Here is a 20,651-nt window from a genome sequence, read left to right on the forward strand (position 1 = left end):
TTCAATCTTTCATTTTCAAGGTTCATGTTGTTGCTGTTCTCAGCGGCAACGTTCAATATTTTATCACATCGTTTTCGCTTTGTCAACAACTTTTTTAAATTTCTTTTTGAATCTTTTCAGATTCGCTTTGCTGTTTTCAGCAGCGTGTTATATCTTACCAGATATTCACGCGCTTGTCAACAACTTTTTATTTTTTCTTTTTTACCCTCGCGCTATTTTTCGCGGGTGAGTTATACTATATCATTTTACTGCTGGTTTGTCAACGGTTTTTCCAAATTTTATCTTATTTTATCGTAAAAAAGGAGCTGCAAATGCAAGAATGCATCCAAAGCCCCTTCTCCACGCTATTTTCCCTTACAAAAAACCATTTAAAATGCGAATGAACAACCAGTTAAACAAGTTATTTTGATACAACAGGCTAAGCCACCAGCTTGCTTCAATCTGCATCAGAAGTGGCTGTGTCCACGGCATTCCGGAGCAAGCTTTGATCACCAGCCCAGCCAGCCATATAAACAGCAGGCCAGCCACCGCCCCCAGTAGCGCACCAGCCAGCTGATTCAGTTCCCACAGGATCGGCAGCCTTGCAATCTGATTCAGCCAGTGCGTTCCAACACGGAAAAACAGAAAAACCACTGAGAACAGGATCCCAGATCCAAGGACCCGTATAATCATGGTTGTCAGATAAGAACCAAGATAATCAAAAAAACGTTCTACTCCCAGCATTTGATAGATTTCGCTGTTATTGTTTTCAAGCAGCACTTCTTTCATCTGCTCGGGCAATTTCAATTTTTCTATCATATCCCGTTGATAAGACGGCTGTACCTCCGCTTCATTTTCTGCATCACCCTGAACTCCCGCCATGTGCAGAAGTCCCTGTCCAATCGTCTGATGAATCGCAGTATTGTTATTTAATGCTGCTGTGACACCAGGCATTGCCACCCGCGTCACAATCAGGCTTAATATCAAAGCTGACATCGTCACAGCGATGCGCACCAGCCCTCTGTAATGCCCATACAGAACCATAGACAGCCAGAATACGCCCACACCCACAGACAGCCAGTGTTCTGTTAAAAAATCCATTTTCCGCTCCATTCTGCCATATTCCATGTATTACGGTCTTCTTCTACTCTCACAAGCTGACCGCATCCAAAATTTTAATCAGCAGAAAGCACGAGCTTTTCAATCGCGTCTGCCACTCCGTCCTCATCATTGGTCACTGTAACATAATCCGCTTCTGTTTTCAGCGCTTCCACCGCATTGCCCATGGCAACGCCAATACCGGCCATGCGGATCATAGTCATGTCATTTTCCCCATCACCGAATCCCATAGTCTGCTTCCTGCTCAGTCCCAGATGTTTCGCCAGTCGAAGTATTGCTTCCCCTTTGGTTGCTCCTTGCGCATTGATCTCCAGATTATTATCCAGGGATGAACTGACAATTACATCACCGCGTTCCTGCAGCTCCCGTCTGGCACGTGCCCGTTCCTGCTGATCTCCAAAGAAATAATTGATCTTCTCTACCGGCAGTCCGGTATCGCGGACTTTTTCCATTACATTCGGAACTTCCCGACGTGTCTGACGGATCATGGTCTGGATCGTATCCGGAATCGCATACTCATCCATATGTTCAAGAAAGCGGCTTTCACCATAAGCATAGCCAGCTACATATGCATCATACATCGTATGGAATTTTTCTGCCAGTTCCAGAATCTCGACCGCCTGCGCACAGCTCAGTTTGCGTTCATCCAGAATTTTGTGTTTTTCTACATCTTCCACGATAGCGCCATTCGTCGTAATGGCATATTGAATTCCTGGCAAAATACGCAGAAATTCCGGCACTCCGCTCCAGATACGTCCGGTACAGGGCACAACATAAATTCCGCGGGCAATACATTCCCGCAATACTTTTTCATTCCTGGCAGAGAGACGCTTCTGGCTATCCAGAAGCGTCCCGTCTAAATCCAAGGCTATTAATCTGATATCTGTTCTCATTATATAAAGTGCTCTTCCTTTAAAATAAGCATACCATCTTTGTCATACTTGGAAGAAAACAATCCCTTGATGGCCTTTCCAAGAGATGGCTTTTCCGCACGATCTGCAGCTTCCTCAATTAGAGCCTCCGCTTCTTTACGGACCAGCGGGATGCCATCTTCTTCCATGATTTCAATCCGCTCATAAAGCGCAAGCATACTCTTGCCGGTAATGCTACAATCGATTTCCGATGCATATTTACAGCAGTACTGAGCAAATTCATCAATGCCCATTTCTTCCTCTTCTGCTGCCTCTTCTTCCGTATCCTTCTCTTCCACTTCCGGTTCCGGCGCACGCATTGCTTCTTCGCTGACCGGAGCAATGCGGCGTACCGACCGGTCTTCTGCTCCAGCTTCAGAGTGCGCATCCGCCTGGTCTTCACGAACTGTTTCGGACTGAACTTCCGGCTCTGCATCCTGCACCGGCGGATAATCACAGCCGATGCACTCAAACTTATCTGCCAAAGATGGATTCTGCGCATGCAGCATCTCCATCTGCTTTGGATTATCGATCAGGATAATGCGCATGCCGCTTGTATCACGGGTCATAAGTATTTCCAGTTCTCCGATCATCTGCGGAGTTAAATCTCCAGCCTCCTCAATCATCAGATCTTTTCCGCTCAGCTTATCTGCACAGGCAAGAATTCCTCGCTTATTCAGCTTGGAACCGGTAATCTTTGCCACCGGATTCTTGACTCCAGTCTCTTTCTGAATCTGCTTCAAAGTCTGAATGGCAATCTCCATGCCCTTTTCAGGAGAACGCGCCTCAATCATCAGATGATTGGTCATACGCGGAAGCTCCGGCTCTTCCTCAAGCTCTTCCACCTCCAGCTCTTCTTCTGCCTCCGGTTCTGGAGTTTCCTGCGCTGCAACTGCATTCTGCTCTGCCGCCGGCATACGGCGGATGGAATCAAGTACACGGGTCTTGCCCAGATCATTTTCATTCTCTTCTACTTCATCAGTACCTATCCGCGACACCTCTTTCGCAAGCTGTGCCTCAGCTTCAGCCTGTTTCACCTGAGCCGCGATCACTTCTTTTCCATAAGACAGATCCGGGGTAATGCTGACATCCTGATTTTCCTCAGCCGTATTCTCAATTTCCGCAGTTTCCTCAGCCACCACATCCGGCTCTGTCGAAGTTTCCATTATTTCTGATTCAACAGTCCGGTCCTGATCGGGCAGTTCTTCATCATGATCCACAGAATCTTCCGCCTCAAAAGCCTGTTCCACTGCGCGAAGTTTCTCCTCATACTTGTCCCGGTTCTCCACCAGATCCATCTGGTATTTGTTTAACGGCGCATACTGTATTTTCAGTTCCATAGCCTTGTCTACATACTTGCCCAGACCAAACATCAGCATAATCTTATCACATGCTGCCACGCAGCGGTTTGCGTCGCCTGCACGATGATACAGATCAGCCAGTTCATACAGCCATTTTTCGTCCAGTTCTTCTTCCGTGTAACTTTCCAGAGAATGGATCTGCTGCTCAATCGGCGCGTCCATAGCCTTTAAGATCATATAGCGGAGCAAATGCTGACGCGGATCATCTCCCGCCAGATCACAGAACTCACGATAATATGCATTGGCCTCTTCGACATTTCCCTCCTTCAGAGAAAGATCTGTCAGTTTGTAAAGCAGGCGCTTACCGATCGGCGCACGCTCAAAAGCCATGAGCAGGATATCCTTCGCGTCCTGATACTCATGGTTCTTCTCATATACATTGGCAACCATAGACAACAGATTGGCATTGCGGACTTTTTTCCAGTCAATGGTATCCGCAATCTTCATGGCCGTCTCAAAATCGCCCTGATTACTTAATTTTCTGATCTGTTCTACTTTTATGTTGAACTCGTATTTATCCATCTTCTGCACTCCTTTCCTGCCAACGGCTTACAGCTCCACGCGCCCTTCCAGGGCTCTCAGCAGGGTTACTTCATCAATATATTCCAGATCACCGCCCACCGGCACACCACTTGCGATCCGGCTTACGCGTATCCCCGTCGGTTTGATCAGCTTGCTGATATACATGGCCGTGGTCTCGCCCTCAAGACTTGAATTGGTGGCAATGATCACCTCTTTTATGTCCCCCTGAAGACGCTGCATTAGCTCCTTCAGCCTGATGTCATTGGGTCCTATACCCAGCATCGGAGAAATTGCTCCGTGCAGTACATGGTACACACCTTCATACTTTCCGGTCTTTTCGTAAGCAGCCAGATCTCTGGTATTCTCCACCACCATGATGGTCTTGTGATCGCGCTTGTCGCTGCTGCAGATGGGACAAAGTTCCTGATCCGTCAGCGTATAGCATTCCTTACAGTAGCGGATGTTGGCCTTGGCCTGCGTAATGGCTCCCGCCAGGCTTGCCACCTGCTCCTGCGGCATGTTGATGATGTGAAATGCCAGTCTCTGGGCTGATTTGCTTCCAACCCCCGGAAGCTTTGATAATTCTTCGATCAGTGTTGTGATCTGTTTGCTGTAATAATCCATTTTAGAATGGGAAGCCTCCGCCCAAACCACCTAAACCTCCGGTCAGCTTTGACATAGCTGCCTGGGACTCTTCCTCCATCTTACGAAGCGCCTCATTGGTTGCCGCCACGATGAGATCCTGAAGCATCTCGATATCATCCGGATCTACCACTTCCTCCGCAAGCTTCACAGAAAGCACTTCTTTTTTACCGGAAACCGTTACAGTGACCGCACCGCCGCCTGCGGACGCGCTGTACTCTTTCTCTTCCAGCTCTTTGGTAGTCTCTTCCATCTGGCGCTGCATTCTCTGCGCCTGTTTCATTAAGTTATTCATATTGCCCGGCATACCGCCCGGGAATCCTCCACGTTTTGCCATGATCAATTACTCCTCCTGTTTTCTATATCTGAATTGTTTTACTAATCTTCAATGGTAATATCCATATGGATCGCGTTTTTCAGTTCTTCATCACTGACGTAGATGGTGTTCAAACGCTCTCCGGCGTTGCGCATGCGCGCTTTGAAATACATGGTCTTGCCATACTGTTCTTCTACATACTTCTCCAATGCCCCCAGAACCGTCGGGCGGCTTCCGATCGCATAGTTATCGCTGTTGGAAAACACAATACACAGACAGCTGTCGCCGCTTGGCTCCAGAACTGTGTCACGGAAGCTCGGCCGGATAGAACCGCCCTGTTCCCGGATGATCTTTCCCCAGTCCTGGCGGATGAGGTTTAAGTCCTCTAATTGTGCACGCGGAATGACCACCTGCTGCGGTGCCTGTACCGGTTCTGCTGCTGTCGTCGTGATCGCTGCTCCCTGCGTTCCCATCCGGACCGCCATTTGCTGCATCATCTCCGCATTGACCGGAACACCTTCATCCATCCGGTCTTCCAGCTCATCCAGACGCTGCAGGATAGAATCCAGATTCGGCTCCATTTGCGGCTTGGTCAGCTTAATGAGCGCCAGTTCAATAAGCACGCGTTTCTGACTGGCATAGCGGATCTGATTAGCGAGTTCAGAAAAGATCCGGATAAAGCGCATGAGCGTCTCTCCGCTTATCATCTCTGCCTCTTCCCTCAGAAGCTTTAAGTTATCCTCAGACATATCCAGCATGTTTTCCGCGTCATCCGCAGTTTTTAATATGAGAAGGTTTCTCAGATACCAGATAAAGTCTGTGACAAACTGTCCCAGTTCCCGGCCCTGGATGACCATCTCTTCCAGTTTTTTCATACATGCTGTGGTATCTTTCGCAAGCACGGCGCGAAGCAGTTCGCTGAACACGCCTGAATCTACTGCGCCAAGCACCTCCAGCACATTGTCATAGGTAAGAAGACTGCCGTAATGAAACGCCACACACTGGTCCAGAAGACTTAACGCGTCTCGCATGGAGCCGTCTGCCGCCTTGGCCACATAACGCAGAGCTTTTTCCTCCACCCGGATTTCCTCTGCATCAGCCAGTTCCCGCAGACGTGCCGCAATGGTGTCAATGGTAATACGCCGGAAATCATAGCGCTGACACCTGGACAGGACTGTGACCGGGATCTTGTGAACCTCTGTAGTCGCCAGAATGAAGATTACGTAAGACGGCGGCTCCTCCAGGGTTTTTAACAGCGCGTTAAACGCGCCGGTAGAAAGCATATGCACCTCATCGATGATGTAGACCCGGTATGCTCCCTCAGTAGGCGGATACTGAACCTGCTCACGAATCTCACGGATGTTCTCAACACCATTGTTAGATGCCGCATCAATTTCCACCACATTCATGGAACTTCCAGATGCAATGGCCTTGCAGGCCGCGCATTCGTTGCATGGGCTTCCGTTCACCGGATGCTCACAGTTAACCGCTTTGGCAAAGATCTTTGCAATGGTAGTCTTGCCGGTTCCGCGGGTGCCGCAAAACAGATACGCATGTCCGATACGTCCGCTGGTAATCTGGTTTTTCAAAGTCTGCACGATATGATCCTGGCCCTTGACATCGTCAAATTCCACCGGGCGCCATTTGCGGTACAGTGCAGTGTATGACATATTCCTTAACTCCTTGCTTCCGGCAGTCCGAAATGAATGCCGTTATTCGTCGCCAAAGCTGATTCCGATCATCTTGGCTTCCTGAATCATGGAGCAGTTTGGGTCTACCGTCTTTAACTTGCCGGCAACCACTTCCAGCGGAACCTCTGTGATCTCGTTGTTCTTCACTGCTACCATGTAACCGTATTTCTTTTCCTGAATCAGTTTGGCTGCTGCCGCGCCCAGACGGGTCGAAAGCACCCGGTCATAAGGACATGGCTCCCCGCCCCTCTGCGTGTGACCCGGAACGGTAACGCGGACTTCCTGTCCGGTTTTTTCCGTAATCTGAGCGCCAAGCGCATAAGCTACGGACGGATATACCACCTGATTCTTTTTCTTTTCTTTTAATTCTTTCTTGCTTAATATCGCATCCTCTTTGGAGATCGCGCCTTCCGCAACCGCCAGAATAGAGAAGCGTTTACCCTGTCTGCTGCGCTCTTTTAACGCCTCAACAATGACATCGATATCGTATGGAATCTCCGGAAGCAGGATGATATCTGCTCCGCCCGCAATTCCGGCATACAGCGTCAGCCAGCCAACCTTATGACCCATGACTTCCACAATAAAAACACGGCCATGGGATGCCGCAGTTGTGTGGATACAGTCGATGGCATTTGCTGCTACATTGATGGCGCTCTGAAAGCCGAAGGTCACATCAGTTCCCCAGAGATCATTATCGATCGTCTTCGGAAGGGATACCACGTTAAGGCCCTCCTCCCTCAGAAGATTGGCCGTTTTCTGGCTTCCGTTTCCACCCAGCACCACCAGACATTCCAGTTTCAGTTTCCGGTATGTGTGCTTCATGGCTTCTACCTTGTCCAGACCATTCTCATCCGGAACACGCATCAGCTTGAACGGTTGTCTTGACGTTCCGAGGATGGTTCCGCCCTTTGTCAGGATTCCGGAAAAATCCGAAGGTTTCATGATCTGGTAGTCTGCGTACATAAGGCCTTTATAGCCATCTTCAAAACCAATGATCTCTACATCTTCAAACATCTTATACAGCGCTTTGGCCACACCGCGCATGGTTGCATTTAAGCTCTGGCAGTCGCCGCCGCTGGTCAGCATTCCAATTCTCATCGAAGACACACCCTTCTTTCTTTATTTTTCGTGAACATAGGGAAAATTTCCCCATTCTGCTACTCGTGACTCCGTCACTCGTTTGCCTCGCCGTTCGCCACAACCGTGCAAGCACGTTTTTGGCTCACTTTCGCTCGTTACATTATAATACACTGTTTTCTCGTTTGTCCATGATTTTATTACATAACATTATATCTTTATACCAAAAACAGCAGAACCGTATACATTTTCGGTTCTGCTGTTTTCATCCTATTTTAAATCATTAATAGTTCATGGCACTCTTTTGAACAAGTTCCTGATATTTATCGAAGAGTTCTTCCGCCTTCTTTTTAGATCCATTTAGATTGTAGTAACTAAACATTGCATCATACTGAATCTTTGTTGCTTCCCGCGCAATTTCATATGCAGCGAAATAATCTGTTTGTGCTGAATAACTATTAGGGTTTGCTATAAATTTTTCCTCTGCACGTTTTAAAGCCTCCAATGACCGTCCACGCATATATGCACTTTGGATTACTTTTTCAACTTCTGACACTGTGGTAAAATCTTTAGTAACTTCCGCTAAAGTTTTCTTAAACATTTTTTCCACCATACGATTATAAGTTTCATCCAACTCAGCTGATGCCTTAGCCAAGTCATAAACTTTTTCAGTTTGACCTGCATTTGAAGAAATTGCTTCATAGGCTGCATTCAGATTTTCTAAATTTAACTCCTTTGTAATCTTATCAATACTTGCTTTTTTCAAATCAATCCGCACAGCATTTCGATACTCAGCTTTTATATTTTCAATAACATCTTTCAATTCCGGACATATGTTTTCATACCTATCCAGCAATTCCACGTTGCTGGCATAATTGGTCAGAATAACATCCACTGTCTCCGCTGAACACTTGGCAGCCTTCTTTACATACTCAAACAATTCCTCTACGGAAGCATACTCTGTCCCTTTTATTAAATCTTTCATAGCGTCAAATGCTATTGAAGAATACGCAGATGTGTTTTTTTGCGACGGATTTGTAAACAATGGGTTGTCATTTAAATATAACTCTGTTTTATGGACATCTGTATTGCATATTCCATTAATAATTTCTTTGAGATAGGACTGCGCCCAATCTTCATTTTTATCAATGGGATTTTTCCCCGTAACAAACCACTTCTTTATCATAGATGATACATCATCATAATTCACAATAAGATATTCTGTTGCATCCACAAAACCCATATTTTTGGCAAACTCAGCTGCGTCATCGTATTTTGCTATTTCTTTATATGCACTGTTCTTTTTTAAACGTTCTGCAAGATCCGATGGCGTTATTTCAAATCCTCTATGTCCTGGTGTTTCATCAAAATATCGAAGTCGTCCATCTACACTATGCCATCCTGTAAGCATTATTCCATTTTCATCAAAAAGGAAATTTCCTTTTACGCCATTATACCAAAGATCATTTTGATATCCCACCAATGGCTCTCCATCTTTGTACGCTCGCCAAATCACATTTCCATTAATTGAACCACAGTTGGTAAAACCACTATCTTTATTCTTCATTTTATATGGATCATCGTGATCAGATACCTTGTCCGGATTATCCTTATCATCTTTGTTTTGCTGGATCAAAACAAATTTTCCATACAGAATCACATTCTCTTTTATCTTTTTAGAAAAATCAAATTTACTAAGCGGATCAAAATTTTTTGCTGTATACCATCCGGCAAAAATATACCCATCCCACTCAGGATCTTCTGGTTCTTTGCAAATCTCACCCTCATGTACAGCCCTTACCTTAGTAAATGTTTCCCCATTAATTGTGTATACAAATTTAATTATTCTCATATCATCAACTTGTATAACAAAATTAAATTTTTCTCTACCTGTACAAGGTTCAATACTTTCATCATTTGAAACGAAAAATCCGGCCGGTATGTAAAGATAATATAAAATACCTTCAGATAAATCCTGTAAAGCATTTTTTAATGTAAATACATTCCCATCCACTTCATACTGCGCTGTAGTAGCATTCCAGGCATAATATGAATCTCCGGTTATATATTCCTTGATTTGAAATGTATCATTCGTTCCGTCAGATAAAAAATCTCCGCCTATCTGAACTGGTTTATTAAATTTAAGCACTATATCCGAGTCCGTATATACATTTTCCTTTTCAACCGACGCGTAGGTAATGTATAAAGGTTTTGTTTCATCCGGAACATCTACATCAATATCACCATTCGCTTCCCCCTGCCACTGCAAAACAGGATATGGATATGTTTCCTCTCCCATTACCCAAATGCTGTCAAAATCAAATCCGTCAAATGTACTCTGTTCTTCCATCTCACTAAAAGTTGCTTTTGCCAGTTTATCTGTCAGTTCATTATTATTTCTATTTCCTATGCCTATATTAATATAATAACATTTCTCGATTTTTTTATCGAATGCACCTCCTGTGCTATATCCCGTAATGTCTCCTGCATAAGAGTTTTTATCATTCGCTTCCTTTTCAATAGTTCCAATATTATAGCAACAGCTAATAGAGCCGGTTCCCTGTCTATTATATCCAATAATTCCACCTGCATATCCTGCTGCCACTCTTACATTACCCGCATTATAGCTGTTCTCAACAGAAGAACTATCAAGTTCGCCAACAATTCCTCCTGCTACACCCCTAGCCATTCTTGAATCTGCATATACGGTCCCATCATTGGCACACATACTGACTGGTAATACCATTGCGGACGCCCTGCCTGTGATTCCACCTGTAATAATTCCATATGAAGCAGTTCCCGTTACATCTCCGAAATTCGCACAAGATTCTATCTGGTTGCCTGCTATTCCTGTAATCCCACCTACATATGAAGGCCATGAATAATTGCCCGTAGAAACAACATTGATAGTACCAGCAAAAATACTATCGTTTATCTCATATACGCTACCAGCGATTCCACCTAATATAAGTCTTGAATATGTGCTGCCTTTAAGCGTAGAATTATTAACTCTACACTTTTTTATAGTCGATATTCCCGAATCATTTCCAGTCAAAGTGCCCACACTCATACTTTGAATTTCCAATGTTGTTCTTAAACATATTTCACAATCCTGGACTACACAATTTTCAATTGTCCCTCCAACCAGCGAAGCTGCTAACAGTCCAGCATTAATGGATGAAACTTCATCAGCATTTATATAATCATCATCTAGCTCTAAAACAGAATTTGTAATTTTTAAATTTTTTACAGTTCCTGGCAATTCTGTAAATATACCATATCCAATATTTATTCCTGAATCCTTATATTTCTTCCCTTCTTTCAAATTTAAATTTGATATGCTAAAATTCTGACCATCTAATGTTCCCTTAAACCCTCGAAGTTTTTGCTTCGTATCTCCACCAATTGGTTTCCATACAAAACCGGACATATCAATATCGTTCATTAATTTATAATTACTTGACAAATCATTTTGAATATTCTGTAAGTCTTCAGCCGTATAAATTGGAATGTAGTCATCTTCCTGTGCTAATGCCACACCGTACACAGACTTTCCATCCATATAGCAGCTTATTTCATTATTATTTTCTATCTGCTTGTCTACAACCGTTACCCGTTTATTTTTAAAACAAAATAATTCCGAATTTTCCAACTGCTCACCTGTTACACTTTCTGAAAATTCAAATGTAATTTGAGCACCATCCCCCACTTCAATTTTTTCATCTTCACTCCAAAATGTAATATCATACGCATAAATATCCGATAATTCTTTACCGCTTTCTTTTATTGCCAATTTCAGCTTTTTCCTTGCTTCTTCTGGGACCTCTACCGTTTTAATCTGAATATCTGTATCTTCCGGCAAGATCATATCTTGCAAATCCAGAGATATTATAACCCCGTCCTCACACAAAAATTTTTTCTGCAAATCCATATTACTGCCTGTAGCATAACTAATTTCCTTTAATTTCGCGTCACTTTCCGTAGCATAGCTAATTTCTCCATATTCCACATCACTTGGTGTGGCATACTGACTTATATCCCCCCAAGGCAATTCTTCCATATTGGCGTTGCTGGATGTGGCTGCATATCTGTTATTTGATACTTCCTTGTCAAAAGCCCATATAGTTCCATAATTCTCCAATACAGTTCCAGAAATCATTACCGAAATCAATCCCCAAGCAATCCATTGCTTTTTCATTCTACCAACCTCCTTGTTATATTGCCATAAATATGGGAATGCTATTTATATAGTAATGCATTCCCATATTTATGGCAATATAAAATTTCCTATTCGTTGAGTAAACTTGTTTCATGAGTGGAGAGAACAATATGATCACATACCGACCCTTGTGGGAAACTTTACGCAAAAAGCATATTACTCAATATGAGCTTATTACAAAATATCAAATGAGCCGGGGAATGTTGGATAATTTAAAGCATGATCGAAGCATCACGATCAATACATTAAATGATCTTTGCGATATGCTTGAATGCGACATAACAGACATTATCGAATATACTCGATCTGAAAATAACACAGACTAAATAGCAGAAAAAAATAGCAGGAATATCTTGACTGAAAGCAATGATACTCCTGCTAAACTATTCTTTTTAAATCCGCGCACCCCGCTTTGTATACGGCTCACAGGCGTTACCCTGGCAGCCAGCTCGGTCCAGGCTTCCTTGCGGCACACAGAATGACTCACTTAGTGCTGCTGCATTCCTGCCCTGACACGGTTCATGAGGTTCTGTTGCGCAAGACCCAAACGTCAACGCCGCTTACCAGGGGCAGCCCTGCAAGTTCGCATCCGAGGCGGGATATCACCTCTGCTGGAGCGGATTGCAGATACAGGGCACCGCTATCTCCCCGGCTGCGCGGAAGCTTTTTGACTTGTTCTTGTGCGCATCTGCATGGTTCATCGCAAATGCCTGTTTAGTATACTCCAGAAACACAGCTTTTGTCAAGGACTACATCTGCTCCAGTACTTCCTGTTCTTCCGGAATGCTGGGAATGCCGCCCTGTCTCATGGTAGAAAGGCTTGCTGCAGTACATGCAAACCGTCCGATGCTGAAAAGTTCGTTCTCATCCAGTTCTTCCGGTTTCTTCCCGATCTTTAAAAGTCTGGAAACGGCGCTTCCTCCAAAAATATCACCTGCACCTGTGGTATCAACAGGTGTCACGGCCGGACATACAGCATACGCACCGGCGTTCCGGTTTGCCAGATACGCGCCCCGCGGCCCCATCGTAATCATAGCAAGACGGACGCCGTACTCGGAAAGCAGAACCTCTGCAGCATGCTTTTCATCTGCTGTACCCCAGAGAAATTCTGCCTCCTCATCACTGATTTTTACCACATCAGCCATAGAAAGCCCCCACAGGATCTGCTGCTTCGCTTCACCCTGTGTTTTCCAGAGCGGAGGCCGCAGATTTGGGTCAAAGGTAATCAGTTTTCCTTGCTTTTTGGCATATTCGACACACTTCTTTGTTGCTGTGCGCGCCGGATCATCAGTAAGGCTCAGTGTTCCAAAATGGACTACCGATGCCTCATCGAGCATGGAACAATCTATTTCCTCAAACGACAGCCGGGTATCTGCTCCGGGCTTTCTGGCAAAGCTGAAGGTACGATCTCCTTCCGGGGAAAACGTTACAAACGCCAATGTGGTAAACACAGAGTCGTCCACCACAATCCCCCTGGTCTCAATTCCTGCTTTCTGCATAGTCTCAAGCAACAGCTTTCCGAATGCATCGTCCCCCACCTTGCCAAGAAATGCTGTTCTGGCGCCATACCGGCTCAAGGCTGCCAGAAAATTCCCCGGTGCTCCGCCCGGATTCGCCTTCATGGTCGGATAGCCTTCTGCATCTGCGGACTGAGTCGCAAAATCTATCAAAAGTTCTCCAATGGCAATCACATCGTACATGGTATCATCCCTCCATATTTCCTTTGAAATCTGCTTCTCCGGTTATTCTGCTGCCGGATACTCAGTACAAAGCAGGCGATACGGCTTTTCATCCTCTTCAATCTTTGGGAATCTTCCCATCTTCTCGTAAAAGCGGTTATCTGTGTTATCATCGTTGCACTGGCTGACTTCTCCCAGAAGGACCGGACCGCTTCCCTTCTCCACTTCAAAGTCGTGATACATATAAGGATAGATCGTGATGCTTTCACCCGGTGTCAGACGCACCTGGCTTCCTGCCGGAACCACCATTTCCCGCCCATCCACATGCACATGCACATCATGAACTTTGTCCAGGTCTTCCTCTTTTGTGGAATTGTATACTCGAATCAGTACATTACCACCGCCACGGTTGATGATATCCTCCATCTTGGACCAGTGAAAATGCATGGGTGAGTACTGCCCTTCTTTGATATAAAGCAGCTTTTCCGCATAGGTTTTCGTATATTTGTCCTTCATATTCAGATTACCATTGCGGATCGTGATCAGCGAAAATCCAACCTTGTCAAAATCCCCCAGTCCATAATCCGTAATATCCCACCCCAGCATGTTATCACGGATCTCGTCATAATCATGACCTTTCTTTCCCCACTCTTCCGGTGTAAAATTGCAAAATGGAGGAAGCGCAAACCGGTATTTCTGAACCATCTGCTCCATTTCCTTTAATGCTGCATTGATCTCACTTCGTTTCATAAGAATCCCCCTTCTCCTGTGTGATTTATTTTTCTGCCCGTTTTTTGCGCAGATCTTTAAAAAACTGCGATAGCATGCCGGAGCATTCTTCCCGGCACACATTGATATCGGTCTGTACCTGGTGATTAAAGCCCTCTTCATGGAGCATGTCCAGAACAGAACCGGCACAGCCTGCCTTTGGATTCATGCATCCGATTACAACCCGCGGAATGCGTGCCTGCACAATGGCCCCTGCACACATGGGGCACGGTTCCAAAGTCACATACATGGTACAATCCTCCAGCCGCCAGTCCCCCATCTTTTTACAGGCCTTTTTCATGGCAAGAATCTCCGCATGAGCCAGTACGGTCTTGTCTGCCATGCGGCGGTTATAGCCACGGCCAATGATCTTGTCCTGATAGACGATAACGCAGCCGATAGGGACATCTCCCAAAGCTGCCGCTTTTTTCGCCTGCCGGATGGCTTCTTTCATATAACGCATGTCCTCCGGTGATACCGATGGCTCCTGCTTTATTTCTGATATTTCTTCTGTTCTTTTTTCTTCTGCCACATTTCCTTCCTTTCCGACATCGTAGCCCATAGCCAGATATTTTCTGTTATCAGTATAGCGGAAAGTCTTCTGTTAAGGAAGAGGCAAATCATTCTTTCATTCTCTTACAGCCGGATATCCGTATACCAGTATCCAAAACGCCCATCTCCCTGCGGTTGTTTCCTGGCCAGCACAAAATGAGGAAAGCCAAACATGGACGCCATATATTTCTCGTTGCTGAAATAATGGCCGGGCACACCAAGAAGATACCTGGGCGGCTGCTGCGGCTCCAGAAGCTTTGCCAGAATCAGATGACGGTAATTATAGTAACCGTGAAGAAGAAAACTGTTATTGCCATAGGTCCAGACCTCCCTCGGCAAAAGACCGATATCCTGTGGTTTGATGGACAGGATCTCGCAGCCGTTATCATAGTCAAAAGCCAGAACCTTGGTATACAGATCACTCATCTTCTTCCAGATATTGGTGTCAGCCAGTTCCTCATTTTCTTCCCGGTCCAGCTCGGCAAGACGAGCGGTATCCTCCGGGCCCCGGGGCTGAGATTGCTGCTCTTTTGGATTCTGTTGAGACTGTTCCAGGGACTTCGGTTCCTCCTGGAGAGTTTCCTGCTGCATTACAGGCTCTGAACTGTCCTTATCCACATTTTCATTTTCTTCTCCCCATGGCGCCGTAGCCTCCAGCTTCTGCTCCTCTGCTTCCAGTTCCCGCTCAATTTCTGCGGAAACCGTAAGTTCCTGATCTTCCTTTTGTTTTCTCAGATTCTCCGCAGTCACCTCTGCCAACTGAATTTCTGCCGTCTGTGCCACCGCGTCCTCCCAGATGGTCGTGTAACTCTGCCAGGCATTTTCCACCTCATGAATGGTAAGCCCATAGCAGTCATCCACACGCAGACCGGAACCATCCACATTCTCCGACTGTATCTGGGTACGGAATTCTCCGGCACCGCCGCGGATAAAAATCCGGCCAAGCAGAAGTTCTCCACCGGCATGAAGCAGATACACCCCCACATCACTGCTGCCCACATACACTTTCTTCACATTCACCTGAATACGGCACTGGGGGCCACGCATATCAATCTTGGCAAAGCCGATGTTTTTTCCTTTTTCCCCGCCCTCATAGGCATATATGTACGAAATCAGTCTCCGATAATCAGACATAGCTCTCATCCCCTCCGCGATTATAGTACTCCGGAAATTCCGAACGTACATTACTATATATGCGGAGACAATAAGAGCTATGTCCAAAATCCGTATTCAGTTTATTTACAGTTTTCCGTAAAATAATTTGCAAGCTGCGCAAACTGCTGTAAGTCCAGTGCCTCGCCGCGAATGGTAGCCGGTACACCCAGGCTTTCAATGGCAGCCACGATCTGTTCCTTGGTAAAAGAAACATCCGGCGCATTGTTCAGACCATTCTGCAGGGTCTTTCTGCGCTGGTTGAAGGAAGCGCGGATGAGACGGAACATCAGCTTCGGATCTGCCACCTGAACCGGCATCTCTTTATGGCGGGTCAGACGGATAACTGCGGAACCTACATTCGGGCGCGGGATGAAGCAGTTCGGCGGTACATTTGCCACAATATATGGCTCTGCGTAATACTGCACTGCCAGTGACAGGGCACCATAATCCTTGGAGCCAGGTCCCACCTGCATGCGGTCTGCCACCTCTTTCTGTACCATAACCGTAATGTTGTCGATCGGCACATTGCTTTCAAACAGACCCATAATAATCGGTGTGGTAATATAATATGGCAGGTTTGCTACAACCTTGATGGGGCGTCCACCATTGTGTTCCTCTGCCAGCTTTTTTATGTCAACCTTTAAAATATCCTCGTTGATCACAGTGACATTATCGTATTCTGCCAGAGTTTCTTTCAGAATCGGGATCAGATTGTTATCAATCTCTACCGCAACCACCTCTCTGGCCGCTTCTGCCAGATACTGCGTCATGGTTCCGATACCCGGTCCGATTTCCAGCACCATATCCTCTTTTGTCACACCTGCTGCCCCAATGATCTTATCTAGTACATGAGGATCGATCAGAAAGTTCTGTCCGAACTTTTTCTGGAATGCAAACTGGTATTTCTGGATCACCTCGATGGTATTCTTCGGGTTGCCAAGTTTTTCTCTCATTCTATAATTCTCCTGTTTCGGCTGTTTACTTGTATTTCATCTTATCTTATCACACAATTTTTTCGATTACAATGAAAGCCGATACATCTGTTTTGCATTCCGGTTTGTTATCTCAATGATCTGCTCTGCCGGCACATCTTTGATTCTGCTGATTTCTTCCACCACGTATGGAAGATTCAGGGAAGAATTGCGCTTTCCGCGATTCGGAACCGGAGAAAGATATGGACAGTCAGTCTCCAGCACAATCCTGTCAAGCGGCATGTAAGCAACCACCTCTTTTAATTTTTTTGCGTTATTGAAGGTAAGCACCCCGCCGATTCCCAGATAAAATCCCATGTTCAGGTACTCTTTTGCCATCTCCAGGCTGTAAGAGAAACAGTGAATTACACCGCCAATCTCCCCTGCCTTTTCTGCTTTCATGATATCCAGAGTATCTTTAGCCGCGTCACGGCTATGAATGATGACCGGGAGTTTCTTTTCCCGCGCCAGTCCAAGCTGCCGCACAAACCATGTTTTCTGAAGCTCCGGTTCCGGCTCATCCCAGTGGTAATCCAAGCCAATCTCACCGATGGCCACCACCTTTTTCTCCCCGGCCACATGGCGCAGCCAGTCAAAAAGATGGTCATTCAGCTCTGCAGTTTCGCTTGGATGCACACCAACTGCACCGTATACGAACGGATACTTTTTCATCAGCTCCAGTGTATTTTTCGTTGTCTGGATGCTGGCACCCACGTTTACCACGGCCTCAATGCCGTGTTCCGCAAGACTCCTTAAGACCGCATCCCGGTCTTCATTAAACGCCTCATCATCATAATGGGCATGGGTATCAAAAATCATTGTAATCTCCTTTTTATCAAAAATCCGGATTACCCGAACACCAGTCTTGAAATCCCATACAGGACAAGCAGATGCACCGGATACACCAGATAGAAAAACCATTTGCCTTTCCAGCTTCCACGGGTTCCGTTGTAGCACCGGATCAGGAAAAAGGATACCGCAAGTCCTGGAATATAAACCGGCCGGAACTCTGCTGCTGCCATCAGGACAAAGCCAGCCAGACACGCCGTATCCGGTGTCAAGCGAAACCAGAACAGCACCGCGATCAGCATAATGCCGGCCGCGTCATAGTCAGTCCGCAAAAACCAGGCCAGAAGTGCCGCTCCTACAACCACCGCCATCTGCCGGTACTGTGCCAGTGCCGCATCGGTATTCCTGCCAATCCAGTCCACCGCAGTCAGCATAAGCACACCGAGAAACAGTGTAAAAAATACATTCTGGCTGTGTGTATCCCATATTTTCCCGTAAACAAGTAAATCAAAGGGAATTTCCGAAATCAAGGCAAATACACCAAGACGCAGCGCATAGCGCCTGCGGTTTCTGGTGTGACAGAATCCTTCTGTCAGCAGGAACACATAAATCGGAAACGCCATACGCCCCACGGACCGCAGAATCCAGAACGCCTGGTTCCACCGCTCTGCTGCCATGTTTTCCCCAGCCACATACAACGCCGGAATCAGACCATACGCCAGGAGCCTGATAGCTGCATGGTCGCACAGCATACTGATAACGGCAATCAGCTTTAGCTGATTGCCGTTTAATCCATGTCTCAAAAACTGTTTTTCAGACATCTGTCTTTGTTCCTCTTTTTCAGCAGCCTCACAACTGCCATGTTTTTACTGCAGAATCTTACTTTAGCAGATTTCTGCACCGGACGGCATCTTCTTCTCCGGAACCATCAGGGACAGGTTGCCGTCTGCGTCTTCTGCGCAGAGGAGCATGCCCTCAGACAGAACTCCGGCCAGCTTTGCAGGCTTTAAGTTGACAACTACCATAACTTTCTTGCCTACCATCTCTTCCGGTGAGTAATGTGCCTTGATGCCGCTGACGATCTGCTTTACCTGGCTGCCTATCTTAACCTGGGAGCAGAGAAGCTTTTTAGACTTCTTGACTGCCTCGCAGGCAATGATCTCGCCAACCTGGAACTGAAGCTTTGCAAAATCATCATACTCAATCTCAGCCTTCGGCTCGATGTCGATAACCGGTTCCTCTTCCTTTACTTCCTCAGCAGCCGGCTGTGCAGCCTTCTCTGCTGCGCGCATAGCCTCTACCTTTTCCATTACTTCCTTAAGATCCATTCTTGCAAACAGGATCTCCGGCGCGTCGGTTACATGCTCGCCGGACGGATACAGACCAAACTGATCCATCTCGGAAAGGGCACGCTTCTGCGCATGGAGCTGGGCCAGGATCTTCTTGGATGTATCCGGCATAAAGGACTCCAGCAGGGAGGCACCGATGGTGATGGCCTCTACCAGATTGTAGAGAACGGTTGCCAGACGCTCTTTCTGAGCCTCGTCCTTGGCCAGTGCCCAAGGCATGGTCTCGTCGATATATTTGTTGCAGCGGCGGAAGATGTTGAAGATCTCGGTGATGGCATCTGCCACACGAAGCTCATTCATCTTGCTCTCTACCTTCTTTACGGATGCCAGAACGACATTCTTTAAGTCCTCATCAACGGCATCGGAAGCACCGCCGTTTCTCACCTCGCCGCCAAAATACTTGTTGGACATGGAGATGGTACGGTTTACCAGGTTTCCAAGGATGTTAGCCAGGTCAGAGTTCATACGCTCTACCATCAGCTCCCAGGAAATCACGCCATCGTTCTCGAACGGCATCTCATGCAGAACGAAGTAGCGGACAGCGTCCACGCCAAAGAAGTCTACCAGAGTATCTGCGTAAAGCACGTTGCCCTTGGACTTACTCATCTTGCCATCACCCTGTAAAAGCCACGGATGACCAAATACCTGCTTCGGGAGCGGCAGATCCAGCGCCATCAGGAAGATCGGCCAGTAAATAGTATGGAAGCGGATGATATCTTTACCGATCAGGTGAAGGTCTGCCGGCCAGTATTTATCAAACAGTTCTCCGCTATGGCCATCGCAGTCGTAGCCAAGGCCGGTGATATAGTTGGTCAGTGCATCCAGCCATACATAGGTAACATGCTTCGGATCAAAGGAAACCGGAATGCCCCAGGTGAAGGAGGTTCTGGATACGCACAGATCCTGCAGACCCGGCAGAAGGAAATTGTTCATCATCTCATTCTTTCTGGATACCGGCTGGATGAACTCCGGATGCTCGTTGATGTACGCGATCAGGCGGTCTGCGTATTTGCTCATTTTGAAGAAGTAAGCTTCCTCTTTGGCCGGCTGTACCTCGCGGCCGCAGTCCGGGCACTTGCCGTCTACTAACTGGGACTCGGTAAAGAAGGACTCACACGGTGTGCAGTAAAGGCCCTCATAATAGCCTTTGTAAATATCACCCTGATCGTACAGTTTTTTGAAGATTTTCTGTACCTGAGCCTCATGATCGGAATCGGTGGTACGGATGAATTTGTCGTAGGAAGTGTTCATCAGATCCCAGATTGTCTTGATCTGACCTGCCACATCGTCTACAAACTGCTTTGGAGTTACACCAGCAGCCTCAGCCTTTAACTCAATTTTCTGACCATGCTCATCAGTACCGGTCTGAAAGCGGACATCATAGCCCTGCTCTCTTTTAAAACGCGCGATGCTGTCTGCAAGCACGATCTCATAGGTGTTGCCGATATGCGGCTTGCCGGATGTATAGGCAATCGCGGTGGTAATATAATACGGTTTCTTACAATTACAATTTTCATTCTGACACATGAGCCAAATTCCTCCTAAACTTTC

Annotated in this window: 17 protein-coding genes and 1 other RNA gene; 1 reads left to right on the forward strand and 17 read right to left on the reverse strand. The window is 46.3% G+C overall.

Annotated features, from left to right (window positions below; translation table 11 throughout):
- Positions 1–354 precede the first annotated feature (354 nt).
- The 8 genes from DW819_RS11470 to DW819_RS11505 all read right to left on the reverse strand — a co-directional run bounded on the left by DW819_RS11470 (position 355) and on the right by DW819_RS11505 (position 11,816).
- Positions 355–1,107: a CvpA family protein gene (locus DW819_RS11470; protein ID WP_243025820.1), complete on the reverse strand. Its 753-nt coding sequence runs from the start codon at positions 1,105–1,107 to the stop codon at positions 355–357.
- A gap of 47 nt (positions 1,108–1,154) precedes the next feature.
- Positions 1,155–1,991: a Cof-type HAD-IIB family hydrolase gene (locus DW819_RS11475; protein ID WP_118733410.1), complete on the reverse strand. Its 837-nt coding sequence runs from the start codon at positions 1,989–1,991 to the stop codon at positions 1,155–1,157.
- Complete coding sequence (locus DW819_RS11480; RefSeq protein ID WP_118733411.1) at positions 1,991–3,892, reverse strand: tetratricopeptide repeat protein; 1,902 nt, start codon at positions 3,890–3,892, stop codon at positions 1,991–1,993. The genes DW819_RS11475 and DW819_RS11480 overlap by 1 nt, the downstream gene beginning before the upstream one ends.
- A 27-nt stretch (positions 3,893–3,919) precedes the next feature.
- A complete protein-coding gene (gene recR, locus DW819_RS11485; protein ID WP_118533726.1) occupies positions 3,920–4,516 on the reverse strand; it encodes a recombination mediator RecR in 597 nt (198 codons plus the stop codon).
- Between the two features lies 1 nt (position 4,517).
- The gene (locus tag DW819_RS11490) at positions 4,518–4,871 is read right to left on the reverse strand and encodes a YbaB/EbfC family nucleoid-associated protein (RefSeq protein WP_118733412.1); all 354 of its coding nucleotides are present in this window, start codon (positions 4,869–4,871) and stop codon (positions 4,518–4,520) included.
- 41 nt (positions 4,872–4,912) lie between these two features.
- Positions 4,913–6,520, reverse strand: a complete 1,608-nt coding sequence (dnaX, locus tag DW819_RS11495) for a DNA polymerase III subunit gamma/tau (protein ID WP_118733413.1) — start codon at positions 6,518–6,520, stop codon at positions 4,913–4,915.
- A gap of 42 nt (positions 6,521–6,562) precedes the next feature.
- A complete protein-coding gene (locus tag DW819_RS11500) occupies positions 6,563–7,639 on the reverse strand; it encodes an ATP-dependent 6-phosphofructokinase (RefSeq protein WP_243025822.1) in 1,077 nt (358 codons plus the stop codon).
- 262 nt (positions 7,640–7,901) lie between these two features.
- Positions 7,902–11,816 (reverse strand): InlB B-repeat-containing protein, encoded by a 3,915-nt coding sequence (locus DW819_RS11505; RefSeq protein WP_118733414.1) that lies wholly within the window; start codon positions 11,814–11,816, stop codon positions 7,902–7,904.
- A gap of 131 nt (positions 11,817–11,947) precedes the next feature.
- Between DW819_RS11505 and DW819_RS16075 the strand changes: the two genes are divergently transcribed.
- Positions 11,948–12,163 carry a helix-turn-helix transcriptional regulator gene (locus tag DW819_RS16075; protein ID WP_118733415.1) on the forward strand — a complete coding sequence of 72 codons (216 nt, stop codon included), beginning with the start codon at positions 11,948–11,950 and terminating at the stop codon, positions 12,161–12,163.
- Positions 12,164–12,235: 72 nt separating this feature from the next.
- Here the strand turns inward: DW819_RS16075 and ffs are convergent.
- The 9 genes from ffs to metG all read right to left on the reverse strand — a co-directional run bounded on the left by ffs (position 12,236) and on the right by metG (position 20,627).
- Positions 12,236–12,497, reverse strand: an RNA gene (ffs, locus tag DW819_RS11515) — signal recognition particle sRNA large type.
- An 89-nt stretch (positions 12,498–12,586) separates the two neighbouring features.
- A complete protein-coding gene (locus DW819_RS11520; protein WP_118733416.1) occupies positions 12,587–13,537 on the reverse strand; it encodes a carbohydrate kinase in 951 nt (316 codons plus the stop codon).
- A 42-nt stretch (positions 13,538–13,579) separates the two neighbouring features.
- Positions 13,580–14,266, reverse strand: coding sequence for a D-lyxose/D-mannose family sugar isomerase (locus DW819_RS11525; RefSeq protein ID WP_118733417.1), 687 nt, complete (start codon positions 14,264–14,266; stop codon positions 13,580–13,582).
- Between the two features lie 25 nt (positions 14,267–14,291).
- Positions 14,292–14,747 carry a tRNA adenosine(34) deaminase TadA gene (gene tadA, locus DW819_RS11530; RefSeq protein WP_118733448.1) on the reverse strand — a complete coding sequence of 152 codons (456 nt, stop codon included), beginning with the start codon at positions 14,745–14,747 and terminating at the stop codon, positions 14,292–14,294.
- Between the two features lie 173 nt (positions 14,748–14,920).
- Positions 14,921–15,970 (reverse strand): DUF6128 domain-containing protein, encoded by a 1,050-nt coding sequence (locus DW819_RS11535; RefSeq protein ID WP_118733418.1) that lies wholly within the window; start codon positions 15,968–15,970, stop codon positions 14,921–14,923.
- Between the two features lie 101 nt (positions 15,971–16,071).
- On the reverse strand, positions 16,072–16,944 hold the full coding sequence (rsmA, locus tag DW819_RS11540; protein ID WP_118533721.1) for a 16S rRNA (adenine(1518)-N(6)/adenine(1519)-N(6))-dimethyltransferase RsmA: 873 nt from the start codon (positions 16,942–16,944) through the stop codon (positions 16,072–16,074).
- A gap of 66 nt (positions 16,945–17,010) precedes the next feature.
- On the reverse strand, positions 17,011–17,781 hold the full coding sequence (locus tag DW819_RS11545; protein ID WP_118733419.1) for a TatD family hydrolase: 771 nt from the start codon (positions 17,779–17,781) through the stop codon (positions 17,011–17,013).
- Between the two features lie 29 nt (positions 17,782–17,810).
- The gene (locus DW819_RS11550; protein ID WP_118733420.1) at positions 17,811–18,572 is read right to left on the reverse strand and encodes a TraX family protein; all 762 of its coding nucleotides are present in this window, start codon (positions 18,570–18,572) and stop codon (positions 17,811–17,813) included.
- A gap of 63 nt (positions 18,573–18,635) precedes the next feature.
- On the reverse strand, positions 18,636–20,627 hold the full coding sequence (gene metG / locus DW819_RS11555; protein WP_118733421.1) for a methionine--tRNA ligase: 1,992 nt from the start codon (positions 20,625–20,627) through the stop codon (positions 18,636–18,638).
- Positions 20,628–20,651 lie beyond the last annotated feature (24 nt).

The sequence above is a fragment of the Clostridium sp. AM33-3 genome (genome assembly GCF_003480315.1).
Taxonomy (GTDB): Bacteria; Bacillota; Clostridia; order Lachnospirales; family Lachnospiraceae; genus Brotaphodocola.

Excerpts from the sequence above, each read along its gene's own strand:
- DW819_RS16075 (WP_118733415.1), top strand. The coding sequence starts at position 11,948 with ATGATCACATACCGACCCTTGTGGGAAACTTTACGCAAAAAGCATATT.
- tadA (WP_118733448.1), bottom strand. The coding sequence starts at position 14,747 with ATGCGTTATATGAAAGAAGCCATCCGGCAGGCGAAAAAAGCGGCAGCT.
- DW819_RS11525 (WP_118733417.1), bottom strand. The coding sequence starts at position 14,266 with ATGAAACGAAGTGAGATCAATGCAGCATTAAAGGAAATGGAGCAGATG.
- DW819_RS11545 (WP_118733419.1), bottom strand. The coding sequence starts at position 17,781 with ATGATTTTTGATACCCATGCCCATTATGATGATGAGGCGTTTAATGAA.
- DW819_RS11520 (WP_118733416.1), bottom strand. The coding sequence starts at position 13,537 with ATGTACGATGTGATTGCCATTGGAGAACTTTTGATAGATTTTGCGACT.
- DW819_RS11475 (WP_118733410.1), bottom strand. The coding sequence starts at position 1,991 with ATGAGAACAGATATCAGATTAATAGCCTTGGATTTAGACGGGACGCTT.
- recR (WP_118533726.1), bottom strand. The coding sequence starts at position 4,516 with ATGGATTATTACAGCAAACAGATCACAACACTGATCGAAGAATTATCA.
- DW819_RS11470 (WP_243025820.1), bottom strand. The coding sequence starts at position 1,107 with ATGGAATATGGCAGAATGGAGCGGAAAATGGATTTTTTAACAGAACAC.
- DW819_RS11500 (WP_243025822.1), bottom strand. The coding sequence starts at position 7,639 with ATGAGAATTGGAATGCTGACCAGCGGCGGCGACTGCCAGAGCTTAAAT.
- rsmA (WP_118533721.1), bottom strand. The coding sequence starts at position 16,944 with ATGAGAGAAAAACTTGGCAACCCGAAGAATACCATCGAGGTGATCCAG.
- dnaX (WP_118733413.1), bottom strand. The coding sequence starts at position 6,520 with ATGTCATACACTGCACTGTACCGCAAATGGCGCCCGGTGGAATTTGAC.
- metG (WP_118733421.1), bottom strand. The coding sequence starts at position 20,627 with ATGTGTCAGAATGAAAATTGTAATTGTAAGAAACCGTATTATATTACC.
- DW819_RS11535 (WP_118733418.1), bottom strand. The coding sequence starts at position 15,970 with ATGTCTGATTATCGGAGACTGATTTCGTACATATATGCCTATGAGGGC.
- DW819_RS11505 (WP_118733414.1), bottom strand. The coding sequence starts at position 11,816 with ATGAAAAAGCAATGGATTGCTTGGGGATTGATTTCGGTAATGATTTCT.
- DW819_RS11480 (WP_118733411.1), bottom strand. The coding sequence starts at position 3,892 with ATGGATAAATACGAGTTCAACATAAAAGTAGAACAGATCAGAAAATTA.
- DW819_RS11550 (WP_118733420.1), bottom strand. The coding sequence starts at position 18,572 with ATGTCTGAAAAACAGTTTTTGAGACATGGATTAAACGGCAATCAGCTA.
- DW819_RS11490 (WP_118733412.1), bottom strand. The coding sequence starts at position 4,871 with ATGGCAAAACGTGGAGGATTCCCGGGCGGTATGCCGGGCAATATGAAT.